Below are 22415 nucleotides of genomic sequence, written 5' to 3' on the forward strand. Positions count from 1 at the left end.
TCTGTTACCTGTCCAGGAGGGTGCGCAGCCTGGCGGCCAGGTCGGCGATGGCGAAGGGTTTCTGCAGCCAGGGAATGCCGGCCTGACGCAAGTCCCCGTAGATGTCGCCTTCGGGCGCATGGCCGGTCATGATGAGCATCTTGAGCGCGGGCGCCTGGGCGCGCAGCCGCCGGAAGAGTTCCAGTCCGCCCATCTCCGGCATCACCAGGTCGCTGAGAACCAGGTCAATGCCCTGACCCTGGGCGTCGAACAGGGCCAATGCCTCGGCGCCCGTGGCCGCGGAGAACACGCGATAGCCAAGCCCGGCCAGCGACTCGCCAATCGCCTCACGCGTGGCCACATTGTCCTCCACCAGCAGGATGGTCTCCGTACCGCTTGGCAGCGTGGCGACTGTAGAGCCTTGGGCTTCCGTCGGCGCCGGGGTGTTGACATGCGGCAAATAGATCGTGAAGGCGGCGCCGGCGCCTGGTTTGCTGCTGACATCAATCGCGCCGTCGTGCTGCTTGACGATGCCGTAGACCTGCGCCAGCCCTAGCCCACTGCCTTTGCCGGGACCCTTGGTGGTGAAGAACGGCTCGAAGATGTGCGCCAGATGCTCCGGGGCAATGCCGGCGCCGCTATCGCTCACCGTCAGACACCCCCAGCGCCCCGGCCCCAGGTCGGGCAGGGGGGGCGTTTGGCCCGGCGCCAGCGTCAGGGTGGTCAGGCTGAAGGTGAGTTGGCCGCCGTCCGGCATGGCGTCGCGGGCATTCAAAGCCAGGTTCATCAGCACCTGCTGCAGCCGCGTGGGGTCGCCATGTACGATGACCTCACGCTGATCGTACTTGACGGCCAGCCGGATGCTTTCGGGCAGCGTTCGTTCCAGCAGCTTGACCATCTCCTTGGTCAGCGACAGCAGGTCGAGCGGGGCGCGTTGCATGGGCGCGCGCCGGCTGAAGTCGAGAATCTGGCGGATCAGGTTGGCGGCGTGGTCGGCCTGCTGGCGAATCACGCCCAGGTAGTGCTTCGATCGCTCCGCCAACTCCTGGGCCTTACCGAGCAGTTCACTGTAGAGCACAATCGCGCCCATGATGTTGTTGAAATCGTGCGCGATGCCGGCCGCCATCTGGCCGACGCTGGCCAGCCGCTCCTGGGCCTGCTGATAGCGCTGCTGCTGGCGCGCGTAGGTCACATCGTTGAGCACCACCACCCAGTTGGCCGGCGCGGAGGCATCTCCGATCGGCCGCGCGATGGCCTCGAAGCTGCGCGTAGCGGCCTGAACCTGGCGCCAGCCCTGTTGTCGTGACGGGACGAGCATCTCGCCCAGGGGGTGATCACCCAAATGGGTCAGGATGTCACCAACGCCGGCGCCCCCGCCGATCAAGGCCAGGTCATGGCTGGCCATGGGGTTGGCCTGCACGATGCGGCCGTCCGCGTCGAGCAGCAGCACCCCTTGCGGCACGGTGTCCACGATCTGTTGCACGCGGCGCGCCTGTTCCTGGGTCTCCTGCCACAACTGCAGGCGGTGCATGGTCGCGCCGGCCACCTCGGCCAGCGATTCGAGCAGCCTGACCTGCTCTGGAGTGATGCGCTGCGGCAGCGCAACCGAGACGTAGATCACACCGGCCGGACCCGCATCTGCGCCCCCGCCCAGCAGCGGCAGGCAGACGCCGCCCCAGCCGGCCGGCAACTGGGTCCCCACCGGAGGACGGGCCAGCGGGTCGCGGCTGAAATCGGGCGAGACGTGTGCCTGCCCGCTGGCAAAGACGGTTCCGGCGATGCCGTCGCCCGGCTTGATGGACATTTCTTCGATATTTTGGAACCAGCCGCGATCCACGGCATGGCGCAGCTCGTTGCTGTCCGCGTGATAGAGCCAGATGGCCCCGTGCTCCGTCTCCAGTGCAGCCAGGGTTTCATCGAGCAGGCAGGTCAGCGCTTCGTCACGAGTCCGGGCCGTGCGCAGGGCCGCGGAGACGGTGTGCAGGGTTTCGAGTTCAACCAGGCGCTGGCGCAGGCGGGGGGGGGGGGGCTTGCTCCGGCGCAGCGCATCTTCCGCCTGCTTGCGCTGAAACTCGACGCCCAACTGCGCGGCCACGGCCGCGATGAGCGCGACCATCTTGTCGTCTTGCGCCTGCGCTTGCGTCAGGAAAAAAGAAATCACGGCCTGCACGGTGTCGTGTGTGAGAATGGGAATGCCCACGGCCGTTTTGATGCCCACGGCGCGGGCCAGGGGCGCGCGTGGAAAATTGGCGTCCAGGGTGACATCGGGAATCCAGACCGGCTTCCTGGACGCCATGACCCGGCCAGGAAGGCCGACGCCGGGGCCGAATTCATAATGCTTGCTCATGCCGCGGAAGCCGAAAACATCCTCCGTGCGACAGTAGTAGGGTGCGCCCAGCACGAGATGCTCACCGTCCGCTGCCGGCACCCATACTTCGCCAAAGTTCCAACCGGCGGTCTCACAAATCAGGCTGAGGGCCAGGGTCAGCGCGGCATCGAAGCTCTCAGCATCGGAGATGACCCGCGTCAGCGCCAGCAGCAGATGGCTTTCCCTTTCGGCCCACCGACATGCGGTCACGTTCTCGTGTGCAATGACCAGGTTGCCGCCGGCGGCAAACCTGGTGACACGGGCATGGAACCAGTGCTGTCCGGTTGGGCTGTGGGAGGGGTACTCCAGTTCGAAATCCTCACTGACGCCGCCCAGCACCGCGCGGATTCCCAGGGCCATGGCCTGCGCACTCGCCTGCTCCGGGCCGCGGACCTGGTCACACAAGGTCAGGTAGTTGACGCCGATCCCATACGCGGGGCGACTTTCAGAGAAAGCGCCGGGCGGCGCGGGCGGGTTGGCATCGCCAAACGCGCGCCATGAGCGGTTGACGGTAACGATCTCGCCGGCGCGGTCGAGGACGGCGATGTGGGCCGGGAGGGCATCCAGCGTGGCCGTGGCGAACTGCTCGCTGGCCTGCAGTTGGCTTTGCAGGCGGCTGCGTTCCGAATTATCCGAAGAAACACCGATGATCCCGATCAACTGGCCGTCGTCATCCAGGATGGGGGTGTCGGTGACCAGGGCGGGAAAGCTGCGGCCGCTGCGGTGGCGCACCGAAAATTCGCCGCTCCAGGTCTGGCCGACGCGCAAGCTGGACATGATCTCCTGCGCCTGCTCGACGCTCTGCTCAGTGGGGGTGATGTCGAGGATGTTGCGCCCCAGGACTTCGGCGGATTCCCAGCCGTAGAGCTGCTCGGCCGCCCGATTCCAGTAGGTGATGGCGCCATGCAGGTCAGTGGCGATCACGGCCTGGCCAATCGAATTCAGTAGGCGCGTCTGTAATTGCAGGCCAGGCTCAGAGGCTGGCAGGGCATTCGTCGCGCCGGGGGTAACGCCTTGTGGGTTTACTTGTGCGGTATTCACCAGGTTGCCTTTCTTCACTGGCGCTGTTGCGCTATTGAGCGGCCGGCAGCAACGGCGCTGCCAGTCCTATGATGTCAGCCGAGAATAGGGGATCTACAAGAAACCGTCAGCACGCGAGGAGCGCGAAGTCCAGGCCCCATTATAGTGGTTTCACGCCAACCAGGCAAAGGATCGGTCACGAAGTCTTGGTGCAGAACGCGGAGCAAGGTAAAAAAGGTAAAAGAAGCGTGCCGGTCGTCGGGTGGACCGGCACGCTGAGTAACGCAAGCCGCTGGCTTGCGTCGTCGGCGCTGCAATCCGGAGGATTGCGTTACAGGGGGCGCTGCTTGCGCCGCCACGCGTAGGCAGCCGCCAGGGCCGCGCCGGCCGCGAGCGGCAGCGCCACGAGCGGGAGGCCTACCGGCATGGGCGCCGGCGACTGAGTCCCATCCAGGCTGCTGAGCGTGAGCGCGGTGGGGGCCTGCACGTCGAGCGTGAGCGGCACGATCACCAAGTTGGTCCCATTGCCGGGGCCGGGATCGGGATCGTTGCTGGAGACGCACAGGTTGCCGGTGTAGGTGCCGACGGCCAGACCCGTCGAGTCGAATGTGACCTGCACAGGGGTTGACGCGCCGGCGACCGTGGTGCCGTTGGACGGGGTCTCGCTGACCCACGGGATGTCGCTGGGCGCATCACAGAGCGGTGGGACGGGAGCAGCCAGGCTCACGTCATCGTAGAAGACCGTGGTCGCGTTGTTGGCGAACAGATCTACAGCGCCGATATTCAGCACACCGCCGACGCTCACTTCGTCCGTCCAGGTGCCGGTGTAGAGGAGCTGGTTATTGTAGTAGAAAGACTGCGTATTGACATCGAGGTTGATCTCGTCGCGCAGTTCAACCCACTGTCCCTTGATCAGCGGCAGCGTGCCGCCGGTGGCGCCTTCGTTCACAACCAGGTTGGTTCCTGCATCGAACTGGACCTGAACCGACCAATTGTTGGTGCCGACGTCCACGTACGTATTGAGCAGAATGAAGTAGGACTGGCCCGTATAGTCGGTGGGCACGTACTGCCAGGCGGTGTAAACCCATGACCCGCTGCTATAGCCGCTGTACTCATGCACCAGATCAGAGGCGCCGAGAATATCAACCGAGTTGGGTGCGCTGCGCGCCTGGATGCTGCTGGTGCGCGCGCCGGCGGCCGGGTCGTTGGCCCAACCCTTCCAACCGCCCTGGCCATGCATTTGGCTGCCAGTCGCGTAGCTGTCGAAGTTGTCGCTCCAATCCACAAGCTCAGGTGAGCCGTTGGCATCCTCAAAGACGGTCCACGTCAAGTCGCTGCTGCCGGCGCTGCTGGTGTTGCCGATAGTCAGTACCTGCTGTGTCTGAGTGTTGGTAGCCTGGGTGCTGGCCAGGCTGAGCGGAGAAACGTTGATATTGGCCGGGCCTCCCGAACTCAACACCACATTGTCGCTGGAGTCGAGCGGGTAGTTGCCCGAGGGCAATCCTGCCGCATGATCCTTGCCATCTGGGCTTTTGGCCGTGACACTGCCCACGGCTGCGAACAGCAGCACGAACAGCACCAGGATACGGACGATGTTCTGACGTTGCATGATCGAAACTCCTTTTCCACTGATCAGAGGGCGCGCACTGCGCACGCTGCGCATACTACGCCCTCTATTTGTCGCTATCCGAAAGAATGACATGCGAATGCGCAAAGTGGGTGTCTGCCTCCTTTCTGGTCAACCCGGAGAAGAAAGTCCATTCGTCGGCCAGGTTCTTGGGTGAGAGAAAACAACTTTCGTCCCAGGTGAACCGGCCACGGAACCTGAGGTGCGGGTATTCTACTGCATGACCTGTTCCGCGTCAAGCAACACAGTTAAAAAATTCTCATTCCTGAACGGCGCAGAATCGGTTTGTGTGGTATACTCGGGGCCAGGAGGCGCCTATGCGTTTTTTCACCACCGAAGGCCCCGTCAACTGCGAGAAGCACTACTGCCTGCCGCCGCTGGCACGGTTCGACCTGGCGGAACTGCTGGCGCTCGTCGGCCAGGAAAAATACTTCCTGCTCCACGCCCCGCGCCAGACGGGCAAGACCTCCTGTCTGCTGGCGCTGGCGAAGCATCTCAACCAGATCGGCCAGTACCATGCCGTGTACGCCAATATCGAAGGGGCACAGGCGCACCGCGAGGATGTGGATAAGGGCATCGCGACCGTCGTCACCGATATTGCAGCCTGGGCGTATGATCTCGTCGGCGATGCGGCAGCAGTGACGCTGGCGGAAGAAACGCTTGCCACGATAACGCCGGCTTCGGCCTTGGGCGTCTTTCTGTCGCGCTGGTGCCAGCAATTGGATAAGCCCCTCGTCCTCATGCTGGATGAGGTGGATGCGTTGGTGGGCGACACGCTGATCTCGCTGTTACGCCAACTGCGCGCCGGCTATCCCAAGCGCCCCCACCAGTTCCCCCACAGCCTGATCCTCTGCGGCGTGCGCGACATCCAGGATTATCGGATCCACTCGGAGGCGCAGAAGACGATCATCACTGGCGGCAGCGCGTTCAACATCAAAGCCAAGTCGTTGCGCCTGGACGATTTCGGCCCGCGCGAGGTGAACACGCTGCTGTTGGAGCATACGGACGAGACTGGCCAGTCCTTCACGCCGGAGGCGCTTGATCTGGTCTGGAGCCTGACCAGCGGCCAGCCGTGGCTGGTCAATGCGCTGGCCTACACCGCCTGCTTCGAGTTGCGCGCCGGCCGCGACCGCACCCAGCCGATCACGGCCGAAATGATCCAGCAGGCCAAAGAGGAGCTGATCCTGGCACGCGTGACGCACCTGGATCAACTGGCCGACAAGCTGCAAGAGCCGCGCGTGCGCCGCGTGGTGGAAACGATCCTGGCCGGCGAACAGACCGCCGAAATCATGCCGCCGGACGACATTACCTACGTGCGCGACCTGGGGCTGATCAAGACCGAGGGCCAACTCACGATCGCCAACCGCATCTACCAGGAAGTCATCCCGCGCGAGTTGACCTTCAGCACGCAACTCACAATTTCGGAACAACCGGCCTGGTACATCGCCGCCGATGGCCGCCTGGACCTGCCAAAGCTGCTGGCCGCATTCCAGCAGTTCTTCCGCGAGAACTCCGAGGTGTGGTTGGAACGCTTCGACTACAAAGAGGCCGGGCCGCAACTGCTCATGCAGGCATTTTTGCAGCGGATCGTCAATGGCGGCGGCCGGGTGGAGCGCGAATATGGTCTGGGACGTCGGCGCACCGATCTGCTCGTGCTTTGGCGCTACCCCGGCGGCGTGCAGCGCGGGGTGATCGAGTTGAAGATCCTGCGCGACTCGGTGGAGAAGACGCTGGCGGCCGGCCTGGCGCAGACCTGGGAGTATGCCGACCGTTGCGCGGCCGACGAGACGCACCTGATCATCTTCGACCGGCGCCCCGACAGACCGTGGGCTGAAAAAATTTGGCGGCGCGGCGAAAGCCATCACGGCCGGCCGATCATGGTGTGGGGAATGTAGCCCCCAACCGGCTGGTGTGGCGCAAACTATAAGGAGGCGTGGTGATGTTAAAGTTTCCCTACGGTATCAGTGATTTCTATACCATCAGAACGGAAGGCTATGTGTACATAGACCGTACCGACCGGATTGCGCTGGTGGAAGAGGCCGGGAAACAACTGGTCTTCCTGCGGCCGCGGCGGTTCGGCAAGAGCCTGTGGCTTTCGACGCTGGAGAACTACTACGATGTGGCGAAGGCCGGCGAGTTTGCGCGGCTGTTCGGCGACCTGGCGATTGGACGCAACCCGACTCCGCGCCACAACAGCTACTTCATCCTGCGCTGGGACTTCTCGCTGGTCAGCGCGCAGGGCGGCGTCGCGGAGATCGGGCAGGCGCTGCACAACCACATCAACACGGCCATTAAGAACTTCGGCTTGCGCTACCAGGCGTGGCTGAATGCGCCGCTTGATCCGCATCCTACCGACGGAATTGCCTCATTTCAAGTCTTGCTGGGGCTGGTGCGCCAAACGCCCTATCCTCTGTATCTGCTGATTGACGAATACGACAACTTCGCCAACGAGGTACTGATGAGCCGCGCCCCTCCTGAGTCCCCCCCTGTAGGGAGGGATATCGGCGGCGGCGGCGCCGACCGCTACAAGGCATTGCTCTACGGCGAAGGGCTGCTCAAGACGGTGTTCAAGGCGGTGAAAGGGGCCGGCAGCGGCCTGGGATTGGATCGCGCCTTCACCACCGGCGTCGCGCCAATTGTGCTCAGCGACTTGAGCAGCGGTTATAACGTGGCGCGGGATGTTTCGTTCAAGATCGGTCTGGAACTGCTGTGCGGGTTCACGGAAGCGGAGATGCAGGGATTGCTGGCGCAGGTCGCGGGGAGTGCGAACTGGCGCCGGCGCACCGCGGCGCAGGACACCATGCGCACCTTCTACAACGGCTATGCGTTTGGCGAGGAGCCGGCGGAACTGGTCTACAATCCCACGCTGGCGTTGTACTTCCTGCAACACCTGGCGGAGACCTGCAGCCCGCCACGCGAGTTACTCGACAGCAATCTGGCGATGGATCGCGGGAAGATTGCGTACATTGCGGGCTTGCCGCACGGCGCGCCGGTGCTGGCCGCGATCCTGAATCCCGACACGCCGCCGACCATCCCACGGCTGGCGCAGCGGTTCGGCGTGGAGGATGTGCTGACCCAGGTGAAAGACGAGACGTTCATGGTCTCGCTGCTCTACTACTTCGGCGTGCTGACACTGGAGCGGATCACCGAGGAAGGCAAACTGGCCTTCCGTATCCCGAATCTGGTGGCGCGCAAGCTGTACGTGGAGCAACTGCGTGACCGCCTGCTGCCGGAGTTCGGCGAGCGGGCCGCGATGCGCGCGGCCGTCGAAGCGGTCTACTATCACGGCGATCTGCAACCGTTGTGCGACTTCATCGAGACGCGCTACTTTCGGGTGCTCGACAACCGCGACTACCGCTGGGCGAATGAGTTGACGGTGAAGATGGCGTTTCTAACGCTGCTGTTCGACGACCTGTTCTATATCACCGACTCGGAGCCGGCGCTGGAACGCAGTTATGCCGATATGACACTGATCGTGCGGCCAGACATGCGCAAGTACACGCTGCAAGATGCGCTGCTGGAGTTCAAGTACATCCCGCTGAGCGACCTGGGCCTGACCGGCGAGGCGGTCAAAGCGACGTCCCGTGAGGAGCTGGCGTCGCGGCCCCTGGTCGCGGCGGCGCTGGCCGAGGCGACGCGCAAGGCGACGGACTACCGCGCCACGCTCCAGGCCGTCTATGGCGCCAAGCTGCGTCTGCACACCTTCGCCATCGTATCGCTCGGCTTCGACCGGCTGGTGTGGCGCAAACTATAAGGAGGCGCGGCGATGTTGAAATTTCCCTACGGCATCAGTGATTTCTATAAAGTGCGGACTGGCGAGTATGTCTACGTGGATCGCACCGACCGGATTGCGCTGGTGGAAGAGGCCGGCGACCAGTTGATCTTCCTGCGGCCGCGGCGGTTCGGCAAGAGCCTGTGGCTCTCCACGCTGGAGAACTACTACGATGTGGCGAAGGCCGGCGAGTTCGTGCAGTTGTTCGGCGACCTGGCGATTGGGCGCAACCCGACCCCGCGCCACAACAGCTACTTCATCCTGCGCTGGGATTTCTCGCTCATCAGCGCGCAGGGCGGCATCGCGGAGATCGGGCAGGCGCTGCACAACCACATCAACATGACCATTAAGAACTTCGGCTTGCGCTACCAGGCGTGGCTGAATGCGCCGCTTGAGCCGCATCCCACCGACGGAATTGCCTCCTTTCAAGCTTTGCTGGGTTTGGTGCGCCAAACGCCCTATCGCCTCTACCTGTTGATTGACGAGTACGACAACTTCGCCAACGAGGTGTTGATGAGTCACGCGGTGGAAGGCGCCGACCGCTACAAGGCGCTGCTCTACGGCGAGGGGCTGCTCAAGACGGTGTTCAAGGCGGTGAAAGGCGCCGGCAGCGGCATGGGGCTGGATCGCGCCTTCACCACCGGCGTCGCGCCGATTGTGCTCAGCGACTTGAGCAGCGGCTATAATGTCGCCGAAGACCTCTCGCTACTCCCGGATTACTATGACCTGTGCGGCTTCCACGAGGCAGAAGTCGCGGCGCTCCTGGAACAAGTGGGCCAGACGTGTGACCTGTCTCCGGCTCGAATCACGGAAGCATTGGCGCTGCTGCGCACGTTCTACAACGGTTATCGCTTTGGCATGCGGGCGACCGCTTTGATCTACAATCCCACGCTGACACTCTACTTCCTCAAGGCATTGCAGCGGGAATGTGAAGCGCCGCGCGAGTTACTCGACAGCAACCTGGCGATGGATCGCGGGAAGATTGCGTACATTGCGGCCTTGCCGCACGGCGCGCCGGTGCTGGCCGCGATCCTGAATCCCGACACGCCGCCGACCATTGCGCGGCTGGCGCAGCGGTTCGGCGTGGAAGATGTGCTGACGCAGGTGAAAGACGAGACGTTCATGGTCTCGCTGCTCTACTACTTCGGCGTGCTGACGCTGGAGCGGATCACCGAGGAAGGCAAACTGGTCTTCCGCATCCCGAATCTGGTGGCGCGCAAGCTGTACGTGGAGCAACTGCGGGACCGCCTGCTGCCGGAGTTCGGCGAGCGGGCCGCGATGCGGGCGGCGGTCGAAGCGGTCTACTATCACGGCGATCTGCAACCGTTGTGCGACTTCATCGAAACGCGCTACTTTCGGGTGCTCGACAACCGCGACTACCGCTGGGCGAATGAGTTGACGGTGAAGATGGCGTTTCTGACGCTGCTGTTCGACGACCTGTTCTATATCACCGATTCGGAGCCGGCGCTGGAACGCAGTTATGCCGATATGACGGCGCTTTCTCCGAAAGTCGCCACGCTGATCGTGCGGCCGGATATGCGCAAGTACACGCTGCAGGACGCGCTGCTGGAGTTCAAGTACATCCCGCTGAGCGATCTGGGCCTGACCGGCGAGGCGGTCAAAGCGACGTCCCGCGAGGAGTTGGCGTCGCGGCCCCTGGTCGCGGCGGCGCTGGCCGAGGCGACGCGCAAGGCCGCGGACTATCGTGCCACGCTCCAGGCCGTCTATGGCGCCAAGCTGCGCCTGCACACCTTCGCCATCGTGGCGCTCGGCTTCGACCGGCTGGTGTGGCGCAAACTATAAGGAGGCGCGGCAATGTTAAAGTTTCCCTACGGTATCAGTGATTTCTATACCATCAGAACGGAAGGCTATGTGTACATAGACCGTACCGACCGGATTGCGCTGGTGGAAGAGGCCGGGAAACACTTGGTCTTCCTGCGGCCGCGGCGGTTCGGCAAGAGCCTGTGGCTTTCGACGCTGGAGAACTACTACGATGTGGCGAAGGCCGGCGAGTTTGCGCAGTTGTTCGGCGACCTGGCGATTGGCCGCAACCCGACCCCGCGCCACAACAGCTACTTCATCCTGCGCTGGGATTTCTCGCTCATCAGCGCGCAGGGCGGCATCGCGGAGATCGGGCAGGCGGTGCATGCTCACATCAACGCGCGTATTCAGGGGTTCGCGGAGACCTATCGTGAGCAGTTGGCTTACCCGATCACCGTTCACCCCACCAATGCTATCGCTTCCTTTGAGTCGTTGCTGACCGCGGTGCGCGCGACGGACTATCGCCTCTATCTGCTGATTGACGAATACGACAACTTCGCCAACGAGGTACTGATGAGCCGCGCCCCCCCTGAGTCCCCCCCTGTAGGAAGGGATATCGGAGGAGGCAGCGCCGACCGCTACAAGGCATTGCTCTACGGCGAAGGGCTGCTCAAGACGGTGTTCAAGGCGGTGAAAGGGGCCGGCAGCGGCATGGGATTGGATCGCGCCTTCACCACTGGCGTCGCGCCAATTGTGCTCAGCGACTTGAGCAGCGGTTATAATGTCGCCGAGGACCTCTCGCTACTCCCTGATTTCTATGACTTGTGCGGCTTCCACGAGGCGGAGGTTGCGGCGCTCCTGGCACAAGTGGGCCAGACGTGCGACCTGTCTCCGGCGCAAACCACGGAAGCATTGACGCTGCTGCGCACGTTCTACAACGGTTATCGCTTTGGCATGCGCGCGACCGCTTTGATCTACAATCCCACGCTGACACTCTACTTCCTCAAGACATTGCAGCGTGAATGTGAAGCGCCACGCGAGTTACTCGACAGCAACCTGGCGATGGATCGCGGGAAGATTGCGTACATTGCGGGCTTGCCGCACGGCGCGCCGGTGCTGGCCGCGATCCTGAATCCCGACACGCCGCCGACCATCCCACGGCTGGCGCAGCGGTTCGGCGTGGAGGATGTGCTGACCCAGGTGAAAGACGAGACGTTCATGGTCTCGCTGCTCTACTACTTCGGCGTGCTGACACTGGAGCGGATCACCGAGGAAGGCAAACTGGCCTTCCGCATCCCGAATCTGGTGGCGCGCAAACTGTACGTGGAGCAACTGCGCGACCGCCTGCTGCCGGAGTTCGGCGAGCGGGCCGCGGTGCGCGAGGCCGTCGAAGCGGTCTACTATCACGGCGACCTGCAACCGTTGTGCGACTTCATCGAGACGCGCTACTTTCGGGTGCTCGACAACCGCGACTACCGCTGGGCGAATGAGTTGACGGTGAAGATGGCGTTTCTGACGCTGCTCTTCGACGACCTGTTCTACATCACCGACTCGGAGCCGGCGCTGGAACGCAGCTATGCCGATATGACCCTGATCGTGCGGCCGGATATGCGCAAGTACACGCTGCAGGACGCGCTGCTGGAGTTCAAGTACATCCCGCTGAGCGATCTGGGCCTGACCGGCGAGGCGGTCAAAGCGACGTCCCGCGAGGAGTTGGCGTCGCGGCCCCTGGTCGCGGCGGCGCTGGCCGAGGCGACGCGCAAGGCCGCGGACTACCGCGCCACGCTCCAGGCCGTCTATGGCGCCAAGCTGCGCCTGCACACCTTCGCCATCGTGGCGCTCGGCTTCGACCGGCTGGTATGGCGCAAACTATAAGGAGGCGCGGCAATGTTAAAGTTTCCCTACGGTATCAGTGATTTCTATACCATCAGAACGGAAGGCTATGTGTACATAGACCGTACCGACCGGATTGCGCTGGTGGAAGAGGCCGGGAAACAACTGGTCTTCCTGCGGCCGCGGCGGTTCGGCAAGAGCCTGTGGCTTTCTACGCTGGAGAACTACTACGATGTGGCGAAGGCCGGCGAGTTCGCGCAGTTGTTCGGCGACCTGGCGATTGGGCGCAACCCGACCCCGGGCCACAACAGCTACTTCATCCTGCGATGGGACTTCTCACTGGTCAGCGCGCAGGGCGGCATCGCTGAGATCGGGCAGGCGGTGCATGCTCACATCAACGCGCGTATTCAGGGGTTCGCGGAGACCTATCGTGAGCAGTTGGCTTACCCGATCACCGTTCACCCCACCAATGCTATCGCTTCCTTTGAGTCGTTGCTGACGGCGGTGCGCGCGACGGACTATCGCCTCTATCTGCTGATTGACGAATACGACAACTTCGCCAACGAGGTACTGATGAGTCGCCCCCCCCCTGAGTCCCCCCCTGTAGGGAGGGATATCGGAGGAGGCGGCGCCGACCGCTACAAGGCATTGCTCTACGGCGAGGGGCTGCTCAAGACGGTGTTCAAGGCGGTGAAAGGGGCCGGCAGCGGCATGGGATTGGATCGCGCCTTCACCACTGGCGTCGCGCCAATTGTGCTCAGCGACTTGAGCAGCGGTTATAACGTGGCGCGGGATGTTTCGTTCAAGATCGGTCTGGAACTGCTGTGCGGGTTCACGGAAGCGGAGATGCAGGGATTGCTGGCGCAGGTCGCGGAGGAGTGCGAACTGGCGCCGGAGGCGCGCACCGCGGCGCAGGACACCATGCGCACCTTCTACAACGGCTATGCGTTTGGCGAGGAGCCGGCGGAACTGGTCTACAATCCCACGCTGGCGTTGTACTTCCTGCAACACCTGGCGGAGACCTGCAGCCCGCCACGCGAGTTACTCGACAGCAACCTGGCGATGGATCGCGGGAAGATCGCGTACATTGCGGGCTTGCCGCACGGCGCGCCGGTGCTGGCCGCGATCCTGAATCCCGACACGCCGCCGACCATCCCACGGCTGGCGCAGCGGTTCGGCGTGGAGGATGTGCTGACCCAGGTGAAGGACGAGACGTTCATGGTCTCGCTGCTCTACTACTTCGGCGTGCTGACACTGGAGCGGATCACCGAGGAAGGCAAACTGGCCTTCCGCATCCCGAATCTGGTGGCGCGCAAACTGTACGTGGAGCAACTGCGCGACCGCCTGCTGCCGGAGTTCGGCGAGCGGGCCGCGGTGCGCGAGGCCGTCGAAGCGGTCTACTATCACGGCGATCTGCAACCGTTGTGCGACTTCATCGAAACGCGCTACTTTCGGGTGCTCGACAACCGCGACTACCGCTGGGCGAATGAGTTGACGGTGAAGATGGCGTTTCTGACGCTGCTGTTCGACGACCTGTTCTATATCACCGATTCGGAGCCGGCGCTGGAACGCAGTTATGCCGATATGACGCTGATCGTGCGGCCGGATATGCGCAAGTACACGCTGCAAGATGCGCTGCTGGAGTTCAAGTACATCCCGCTGAGCGATCTGGGCCTGACCGGTGAGGCGGTCAAAGCGACGTCCCGCGAGGAGTTGGCGTCGCGGCCCCTGGTCGCGGCGGCGCTGGCCGAGGCGACGCGCAAGGCGACGGACTACCGCGCCACGCTCCAGACCGTCTATGGCGCCAAGCTGCGCCTGCACACCTTCGCCATCGTGGCGCTCGGCTTCGACCGGCTGGTGTGGGTGAAATTGTAATCGTGTTCGTATTCGAGAAAAACTTGGGAGGCAACATGGCACAACGCTACACAATCCAGGCAGTGATTTATCCAGGCGATGAATCGGGGTACGTGGCCGAGTGTCTCAACCTGGCTGTGGTCACTCAGGGCCAGACGCTCGATGAAACGGTGCAGAATCTGCGCGAGGCAATTCACCTTCACTTAAAGGGTGAGGATCTGGCAGAGTTAGGACTGGTCGCGCATCCTCCGCTATTGGTTACCATGGAGATGGAGCCGGTATATGCCTAAACTGCGCCGCCTCTCAGGATCCGCGGTCATTCAGATACTGGAAGGCTTTGGTTTCATCGTACACGCGCAGGAAGGCAGTCACGTCAAGTTGCGGCGCATTGGCCCGTATGGCCAGAAACAGATATTGACGATTCCGCGTCATCGGGAACTCGATACCGGTACCTTGCGAGCCATTTTCCGACAGGCAAGCCAATACATACCGGATGAGGAACTGAGACCTCATTTCTATACTGAGTAATTATGACCGACCAACCGGCCCTCGTTGCCCCCTTCATCGCGCGCTGGCGTGCCTCCGGCGCGGCCGAGCGCGCCAACTGCCAGCCTTTCCTCTCCGAGCTGTGCGACGTGCTGGAGGTGGACCGCCCCAATCCAACCACGCCCGACGAGGCTGCCAACGCCTATGTCTTCGAGAAATCGGTGCCGCTGCCCCACGGCGCGACCGGTCGCATTGACCTCTATCGCCGCGGTTGCTTCGTGCTGGAGGCCAAGCAGGGTCGCGATGGCGACGCGGGTACGCCCGCGCTCTCGCTGGCCGGACAGGCGGCGGGCCGGGCGCGCAAACGCGGCACGGCGCTGCGCGGGGCCGCATCCTGGGACACCGCGATGGAACGGGCGCGGCAGCAGGCGCAGTCGTATGCGCGCAATCTGCCCCCCGCCGAGGTCGCGGACGGCGGCCGGCCCCCCTTCCTGATCGTCGCCGACGTGGGCGACAGCCTGGACCTCTACAGCGAATTCACCCGCAGCGGCGGCAACTACGTCCCCTTCCCCGACCCCGCCCATTACCGCATCAGTTTGACCGATTTGGCCGACCCGGACGTGCGCACGCTCCTGCGCCAGCTCTGGCTCGACCCCATGAGTCTGGACCCCAGCCGGCGCAGCGCACGGGTGACGCGCGACATCGCCGACCGCCTGGCGCGGCTGGCGCGGGCGCTGGAGGGACAGCACGATCCCCAGACCGTGGCCCATTTCCTGATGCGCTGTCTCTTCACCATGTTCGCCGAGGATGTGGGGCTGCTGCCGCCCGGTAGTTTTACGCAACTGCTGGCCGATGCCCGCCACAACGTGGCGCACTTTCCGGCCTTCGTGCAAGAGCTGTGGCGCACGATGGCGGCCGGCGGGTTCTCGCTGGCGTTGCGCGTGCCCATCAAGCACTTCGATGGCGGGCTGTTCGCGGACGCGAGCGCGCTGCCGCTGAGCGCGGATCAACTGCAACTGCTGATCGAGGCCGCGCAGGCCGATTGGCGCGACGTGGAGCCGGCCATCTTCGGCACGCTGCTGGAACGGGCGCTGGACCCGGCCGAGCGGCACAAGCTGGGCGCGCACTTCACCCCGCGCGCCTATGTCGAACGCCTGGTGCTGCCGACACTGGTCGAGCCGCTGCGCGGCGAATGGGAAGCGGTGCAAGCCGCGGCCGCGCGCCTGGCCGACGAGGGCGAGATCAAGGGAGCGCTGGCCGAGGTCGAGGCCTTCCAGCGCCGCCTGGCGAGCGTCCGGGTCTTGGATCCCGCGTGCGGGACGGGCAATTTCCTCTACGTCAGCCTGGAACACCTGGTGCGGCTGCAGGCCGAAGTGCTGGAGGTGCGCGGGCAGTTGGGCGGCAGCCAGATGCTGCTCGACGTGGAAAGCGTCACTGTCTCCCCGCGCCAATTCCTGGGCCTGGAAATCTCCCCGCGCGCCGCGGCCATCGCCGAACTGGTGCTGTGGATCGGCTATTTGCAGTGGCGGCTGCGCACCGAGGGAGACCTGGGACACATCGCCGAGCCGATCATCCGCAGCTTCCACAACATCGAGTGCCGCGACGCGGTGCTGGCCTGGGACGCGGTCGAACCGCTGCTGGACGCCGCGGGCCGCCCCGTCACCCGCTGGGACGGCCGCACGACCAGGCGGCACCCCGTCACCGGCGAGCAAGTGCCCGACGAGACCGCGCGCGTGCCGGCCTGGCGCTACCTCAACCCACGGCCGGCCGCATGGCCGCAAGCCGATTTCGTCGTAGGAAATCCGCCGTTCATCGGCACGGGCCGGATGCGCGAGGCGTTGGGCGACGGCTACGCCGAAACGATCCGCCGCGTCTACCCCAACGTGCCCGACTCGGCGGATTACGTGATGTTCTGGTGGGACAAGGCCGCCGAACTGGTGCGCCGCGGCCAATTGCGCCGTTTTGGCTTCATCACTACGAACAGCCTGCGCCAGACCTTCAACCGCCGCGTCTCCAAAATCACCTGGTAGGGGCACCCCTTGCGGGCGCCCAGGGCGGGCAGGCGCAAGGTGGGCAGGCGCAAGACCTGCCCCTACACATCGCGTTTGCCATCCCCGATCATCCGTGGGTGGATTCGGCAGACGGCGCGGCGGTCAGGATTTCGATGACGGTGGCTGCGCCAGGGAATCAGCAGGGGCTTGCCGCGTTGTCAGGGAGGCGGCCACAGATCATGACGAAGATCAACGTGGCTTTCTCGCCCGCGTTCGGAGTGATTCTGCCGACCTGACGGTAGGTGCAGATGTCACTTCGGCAACGCCGTTGGGGGCAAACTCGGAACTCAGCAATCGTGGCGTCAGCCTGTTCGGAGTGGGTTTCATTGTGACGCCGCAGGAAGCGAAGCAACTTGGTCTCGGTGTAGTTACTGGTCTGGAAAAGCACATTCGGCTCTACCGAAACGGCCGCGACTTGACAGCGACATCCAGGAATGTGATGGTCATTGATCTCTACGGCTTGACCGTAGAAGATGTGAGGCGGCGCTTTCCAGAAGTTTACCAGTGGGTGTACGAACGCGTGAAGCCAGAGCGAGATCAGAACAACCGAAAATCACGTCGAGAAAACTGGTGGCTGTTTGGTGAGACCAACCCGAAGCTCAGAGATCAGCTTTCAGGATTGTCTCGCTATATTGCAACAGTTGAGACGTCAAGACACCGCTTCTTCGTGTTTCTCGACAAGACCATCTTGCCCGACAACAAACTCGTCAACATAGCTTTGGAAGATGGCTATTTCCTCGGTGTCCTATCGAGCCGCATCCACACAACTTGGGCTTTGAAGGCGGGCGGGTGGCTGGGCGTCGGCAACGATCCGGTCTACGTCAAGACCGCCTGTTTCGAGAAGTTCTCCTTCCCCGACGCCATCGACGCGCAAAAGGCCCGCATCCGCTCCATCGCCGAAGAGTTGGACAGCCACCGCAAGCGCCAGCAGGCGCTTCACCCCAAGCTGACCCTGACCGACATGTACAACGTGCTGGCGAGGCTGCGCGCCAGCGAGGCGTTGACCGCCAAAGACAAGATCATCCACGCGCAAGGGCTGGTCTCGATCCTCAGGCAACTGCACGACGACCTGGATGCGGCCGTTGCCGAGGCTTACGGCTGGCCGGCGGATTTGCCTGACGAGGAGATTTTGACGCGGCTGGTCGCGCTCAACGCCGGCGCGGGCCGCGGAAGAGGCGGCTGGCGTCATCCGCTGGCTGCGGCCGGACTACCAGGCGCCGGCCGAGTCCGCGCCGCAGGCGCAGCAAGCCGGGTTCGAGATCGAGGAGCCAGAAACCCGGTTTCTCGGAGAAACCGGGTTTCTGAGTGCGCCCTGGCCCGAGGCCATGGCCGCGCAGGCGGCCGCCGTACGCGCCGCTCTGGCCGCGTCCGCCGACCGACCCGTCACCGCGGCCGAAGTCGCGGCCGCGTTCAGCGGGGCCGCGCCTGCCCGTGTGGCCGAATGGCTCGCCACCCTGGTCGCCCTGGGTCAGGCGCGGGCGCTGGAAGATGGGCGCTTCGTGGCGGGGTAGCGTTGCGCCGTTCAATAGCAGCAGTTCCAAATGTAGCCTGGTTTTTTACCACAGAGATCACAAAGAACGCAGAGAAGTTGCCGATCTGCGTCTGATCTGCCGTTTCTTTGTGTTCACCAACCCCCGCATGTGCTCTTTGTGGTTGAATGTGTGCTACATTTGGAACTGCTGGTTCAATAGGCACGCACTTGACAGGTATATCACAATGTGATAGAAAGTCGAGGAGGGATCCGATGAGAAGTAATATCCGCGAGGCCATCGGCGAGACCGTCCAGGGTCTTGTTGACTTGGGCCTTCCCACCACATTCACCAAGATAATTTTCCCGCGCGCGCTGCGCTGCTTGCTGGCTGCGGCCTTTGCCCTTGCCGGCGCAGCCAACTTCACGGTGTCATCTCTGCCGGCGATGGCCGACCTGCCGCCCGCGTCCTCCCATGCCGACCCGTCAACCTTTCGCTGGGTTGCCACGTGGGGCGCAGCAGCCGTCGCCGGCGAACTGACCGCTCCCACCGACATCGCGCTCGACGCCGCAGGCAACGTCTATGTCGCGGACACCGGCAACCATCGCGTCCAGGTCTTCACAGCCGCTGGCGTCTTCCTGCGAACCTTCGGGCGCCTCGGTCGGGGTCAGGGCGAATTCTACAACCCGCGCGGCATCGCCGTGCGCGGCGACCGCGTCTACGTGGCCGACACGAACAACAGCCGGGTGCAGGTCTTCACCCTGCAGGGCGACTTCGTGCGCCAGGTTGGCCGCTGGGCCGCTGGCGACCCTGACGGCCTGTCCGATCCGGTCAGCGTAGATGCTGATGCCGCCGGACGCATCTTCGTCTTGAGTCTTACCGGTCGCGTAACCGGGAATCAAACGTATCAGCGCCTGTCACGCTTCGCATCTGACGGCGCGCCGCAAGGCTCCCGTGAGGTTGATTGCGCCAGCGGCGCCCTGGCCGTGGACACCGATGGCGTCGCCTATTGTTCACCCGCCCTATTCGGCGTCATACGCATCCTGCCCAGTTGGGAAGAAGGGCAGCGGATCGGCGCGGTCAACGGTCAGCCGGGCTTCCTCTACTCGCCGCGCGCGCTGACCCTCGCGCCTGACCACAGTCTCTGGGTCTATGAACTCGATGACAGCGTGGTCAAACATTATGACGCACAAGGCGCCTTCTTGAGCAGCTTTGCTCTGCCAGCCGGCGTTATCGCGCTGGCTGCCACCGACAACCGCCTGCTTGTGCTGACCAACGCGCCCCAGGTTGTCATCTACGACTGGAGCGGCCACCGGCTGGGGGCCTGGGGCACACGTGCCTTCGCCACGCCCGGCAACTTCGAGCACCCCGACCATCTGGCCGCCGCGCCCGATGGTACGTTTTACGTCCTCGAAAAGAACCGTGGGCGCATCCAACACCTGGACGCGAATGGGCGCGTGCTTGGCGAGATTAGCGCCGGTCGTGCGGACCAGGGGAGCCTGGAAAAACTCCAGGCATTGACCGTGGACGCGCTGGGGCGACTCTACGTGCTGGATGCTGTGTCACCCTGGGGCTTGGGACAGAGAATCGTTCGTTTCTCGGCCGGCCGTTTCGAGACAGCCTTCTCTGCCGGCCAAATTCTCTATCCCACGTACACGACAGCTCCATTCATCGCGCTGGCGGCCAAAGGCAATACCCTGCTGGCCATGAACCTGACAGGTCAGGTCATGCGCATGGATCTCGATGGCGTCCGCATGGGCGAGTGGAACACCCTCGATTACCAAACCTGGTATGCGAGCCTGGCAATCACGGCGACCGGTCGCGCCTACCGGGTGCAACAGGCTCCTGCGCCATCGGTCAAGGTCACGACGTTGTTGGGCCAGACGCTCTTCGCCTGGGGTAGCGCTGGCGGCGTTGACCTCGCTCCCGGAACTTTTGTCGTACCGAGCGCCGTCGCCACCGACCTGCGCGGCCGGGTGTTCGTGCTGGATACCGATAATCGCAGCCGGCCGCTTGTGTCCCCCATCTTCAGCAGCCGGGTGCAAAGCTTCGACGAAGATGGGCACTACCTGGCTTCCTGGGGAAGTTTCGGCCGGGGCAACGGCCAGTTCGCCGACGCCCAGGCCATCGCGGCCCTGCCCGATGGCCGCATCGTCGTCGCCGACAGCGGCAACAATCGCTTGCAGGTCTTCGCGCCTGACGGCCCCCTGCCGCCATACAACCCGCTGCCAGGGCCAACGCCTTTCGACGTCTCGCTTCCACCCCAGGCCGTGGCTTGGGAAGATTACGGCCCGGTGGGCGGCAGCGCACCTGAGCGCCTGGCGCTTCCGAGCAGCCTGGGCCCGGAATCTCCACTTATCGCCTCGACACGAGCGGGACAAGCGGCTGGCTCCACCGACGGAAGCCAATGGATGCGACGCACCGCGTGGCAGCCGCCGTTCGTGTTCTACGCCGGCAGCCGCACCCTCATCGGCACCGACCGCGCGAATGTCTGGCGCAGCGTTGACGGCGGTCAGAACTGGACAGGGCTGTCCGGTGCGTTCCATCCCGGCTACCGCAATATCGTCGCTTCGCCAGCCTACGACGCCAATGGGGTCTTGTTCGATGCCTCCTACGGCAGCGGCTTTTGGCGCTCCACCGACCGAGGTGACACCTGGGAACTGCGCAGTCTGGCCGGCGCCAAACTCGAATACCCGGCGGTGGCGCGAAACGCCGACGGCACACATACGATCCTGATCAGCCAATCCACGAGAGCGACCCCAGGAAAGCACTGGCGCTCAACCGACGACGGTCTGACCTGGCAGGCCACCGGCTTGGGTGAAAGCCACATCATCTTTTCGCCCAACTTCGCCGCCGATGGCACGGTCTTTGCCCTGCACTGGTGGAATACGGGCGAGGCGGGCATCCGGCGCAGCACCGACGGCGGCGTGACGTGGGCACAGATCGGCGTTGCCAGTTTGCCCGGCGCTGTGGCCTGGAGCGGGTTGGCCATTTCGCCCAACTATGCGACCGATCACACGCTGGCAGCCTGGACTCGTCGGGGAGACGATCAAGGGACATACCTCTCCACCGATGCCGGCCAAACCTGGGTTGGCATCGCACCCCGTGAGTATGAGCAGTATTTTGTTGCGTTCTCACCCAACTACGCCCAGGATCACCGTCTGTGGCGGAGTAAAGCGGGTTCCGGTGCGCACTTCCTGGTGACCACCGACAACGGCCAATCCTGGCAGGCGGCGGGCAATATGCCAGGTGCGACTGTCCATAACCTGATCGGCGCCGGGCTACAGAGCGATTCTCCTCTGTGGTCGCTCACGCCTTATGGTCTCTTGTCCACCAGCCCGAGCGGCGCCGCCCCGACCTGGCTGCTTGATTACAGCAGCGCATCTCGAAGACCCAAAGCGCCGTCGGTGCTGGCCGCCTCGCCTGTCTTCGCCGCAGATGGAACGGCGGTCGCGTTCGATTCGATCACGACGGATGGCGGCGAGTCATGGCAGGCGCTGAGCTTTAGCGCAGAACTGCGCGAGGCGCGCACCAGCGCGGCCGCGTTTGCGCCAGACTTCGCCCGCAGTCATACCATGGCCGTCGCATGGGGAGTCTACGATCGCGGGCAATTCGGCTATTTCGCGGTGTCAACCGATGGCGGGGCATCTTGGCAACAACACACACACGCCGTGGCCGCGCCCATCGTCATCGCCTTCGACGCAGCCTGGCCGGCTGCACAGACTATCTGTATCGGCGGTGAGTTGGGATTGGTCTGTACATCTGATCTGGGAATGACCTGGCGGCGGGCCGGCGATCCGGTGGGCTGGCTCAACGTGACCGGCCTGGTGAGCCGCATGGAGGGCGCCACAAGCGCGCTCTACGCAGCCACCAACACTCACGGCGTCTGGCGTAGCGCGGACGGTGGGCAGACATGGACAGCCTTCAATAGTCGGCTTCCCAACGGTCACGCCTGCGCCATCGCCCACAGTGCTGACCTTCTCGCCGTCGGCCTGTGCGATGGCAGCATCTACCTATGGCAACGCCAGCTAACCGCCTGGCAACGCCTGGGCGGCCCAACGCCAGGCGGCGTCAACGCCCTGGTTTTGCGCGACGATGGCATTGTTTGGGTCGGCGCCAGCAGCGGCATCTTCCGCAGCGCCCGCTTGGCGCCGCAACAGCAGTTTCCGCTGATCATGGCAAAGTAGCTAACGCG

The 22415-nt window shown here is 63.8% G+C and carries 12 protein-coding genes; 10 read left to right on the plus strand and 2 right to left on the minus strand.

Translation table 11 applies throughout. The annotated features are described in order from the left end of the window. Positions 1-4: 4 nt before the first annotated feature. Together IPF85_RS00435 and IPF85_RS00440 are read right to left on the minus strand one after the other, a co-directional pair. Positions 5-3388 carry a PAS domain S-box protein gene (locus tag IPF85_RS00435; protein ID WP_343406087.1) on the minus strand — a complete coding sequence of 1128 codons (3384 nt, stop codon included), beginning with the start codon at positions 3386-3388 and terminating at the stop codon, positions 5-7. Between the two features lie 310 nt (positions 3389-3698). Next, on the minus strand, positions 3699-4976 hold the full coding sequence (locus IPF85_RS00440; protein ID WP_343406088.1) for a hypothetical protein: 1278 nt from the start codon (positions 4974-4976) through the stop codon (positions 3699-3701). Between the two features lie 335 nt (positions 4977-5311). Here IPF85_RS00440 and IPF85_RS00445 point away from each other — a divergent pair, with 335 nt between their 5' ends. The 10 genes from IPF85_RS00445 (at position 5312) to IPF85_RS00490 (ending at position 22407) form a co-directional block, all read left to right on the plus strand. Beyond that, a complete protein-coding gene (locus IPF85_RS00445) occupies positions 5312-6889 on the plus strand; it encodes an AAA-like domain-containing protein (RefSeq protein ID WP_343406089.1) in 1578 nt (525 codons plus the stop codon). A gap of 44 nt (positions 6890-6933) precedes the next feature. Then, positions 6934-8748: an AAA family ATPase gene (locus tag IPF85_RS00450; protein WP_343406090.1), complete on the plus strand. Its 1815-nt coding sequence runs from the start codon at positions 6934-6936 to the stop codon at positions 8746-8748. A gap of 12 nt (positions 8749-8760) precedes the next feature. Then, entirely contained in the window at positions 8761-10569 is a 1809-nt protein-coding gene (locus tag IPF85_RS00455; protein WP_343406091.1) for an AAA family ATPase, read from the plus strand. Positions 10570-10581: 12 nt separating this feature from the next. Next, entirely contained in the window at positions 10582-12402 is a 1821-nt protein-coding gene (locus IPF85_RS00460; protein WP_343406092.1) for an AAA family ATPase, read from the plus strand. Between the two features lie 12 nt (positions 12403-12414). Next, a complete protein-coding gene (locus IPF85_RS00465) occupies positions 12415-14235 on the plus strand; it encodes an AAA family ATPase (RefSeq protein WP_343406093.1) in 1821 nt (606 codons plus the stop codon). A gap of 35 nt (positions 14236-14270) precedes the next feature. Beyond that, entirely contained in the window at positions 14271-14504 is a 234-nt protein-coding gene (locus tag IPF85_RS00470; RefSeq protein WP_343406094.1) for a type II toxin-antitoxin system HicB family antitoxin, read from the plus strand. Next, positions 14497-14742: a type II toxin-antitoxin system HicA family toxin gene (locus IPF85_RS00475; RefSeq protein WP_343406095.1), complete on the plus strand. Its 246-nt coding sequence runs from the start codon at positions 14497-14499 to the stop codon at positions 14740-14742. The genes IPF85_RS00470 and IPF85_RS00475 overlap by 8 nt, the downstream gene beginning before the upstream one ends. 2 nt (positions 14743-14744) lie before the next feature. Beyond that, positions 14745-16730 carry a DNA methyltransferase gene (locus tag IPF85_RS00480; RefSeq protein ID WP_343406096.1) on the plus strand — a complete coding sequence of 662 codons (1986 nt, stop codon included), beginning with the start codon at positions 14745-14747 and terminating at the stop codon, positions 16728-16730. 349 nt (positions 16731-17079) lie between these two features. Then, the gene (locus tag IPF85_RS00485) at positions 17080-18357 is read left to right on the plus strand and encodes a hypothetical protein (protein ID WP_343406097.1); all 1278 of its coding nucleotides are present in this window, start codon (positions 17080-17082) and stop codon (positions 18355-18357) included. Positions 18358-18495: 138 nt separating this feature from the next. Next, the gene (locus tag IPF85_RS00490) at positions 18496-22407 is read left to right on the plus strand and encodes a hypothetical protein (protein ID WP_343406098.1); all 3912 of its coding nucleotides are present in this window, start codon (positions 18496-18498) and stop codon (positions 22405-22407) included. Positions 22408-22415 lie beyond the last annotated feature (8 nt).

The sequence above is a fragment of the Candidatus Amarolinea dominans genome (assembly GCF_016704685.1).
Lineage (GTDB): Bacteria > Chloroflexota > Anaerolineae > SSC4 > Amarolineaceae > Amarolinea > Amarolinea dominans.

What these genes read in the sequence shown, in the direction of transcription:
- IPF85_RS00440 (WP_343406088.1), bottom strand. Translation starts at nt 4,976, where the DNA reads ATGCAACGTCAGAACATCGTCCGTATCCTGGTGCTGTTCGTGCTGCTG.
- IPF85_RS00445 (WP_343406089.1), top strand. Translation starts at nt 5,312, where the DNA reads ATGCGTTTTTTCACCACCGAAGGCCCCGTCAACTGCGAGAAGCACTAC.
- IPF85_RS00450 (WP_343406090.1), top strand. Translation starts at nt 6,934, where the DNA reads ATGTTAAAGTTTCCCTACGGTATCAGTGATTTCTATACCATCAGAACG.
- IPF85_RS00455 (WP_343406091.1), top strand. Translation starts at nt 8,761, where the DNA reads ATGTTGAAATTTCCCTACGGCATCAGTGATTTCTATAAAGTGCGGACT.
- IPF85_RS00460 (WP_343406092.1), top strand. Translation starts at nt 10,582, where the DNA reads ATGTTAAAGTTTCCCTACGGTATCAGTGATTTCTATACCATCAGAACG.
- IPF85_RS00465 (WP_343406093.1), top strand. Translation starts at nt 12,415, where the DNA reads ATGTTAAAGTTTCCCTACGGTATCAGTGATTTCTATACCATCAGAACG.
- IPF85_RS00470 (WP_343406094.1), top strand. Translation starts at nt 14,271, where the DNA reads ATGGCACAACGCTACACAATCCAGGCAGTGATTTATCCAGGCGATGAA.
- IPF85_RS00475 (WP_343406095.1), top strand. Translation starts at nt 14,497, where the DNA reads ATGCCTAAACTGCGCCGCCTCTCAGGATCCGCGGTCATTCAGATACTG.
- IPF85_RS00480 (WP_343406096.1), top strand. Translation starts at nt 14,745, where the DNA reads ATGACCGACCAACCGGCCCTCGTTGCCCCCTTCATCGCGCGCTGGCGT.
- IPF85_RS00490 (WP_343406098.1), top strand. Translation starts at nt 18,496, where the DNA reads ATGAGAAGTAATATCCGCGAGGCCATCGGCGAGACCGTCCAGGGTCTT.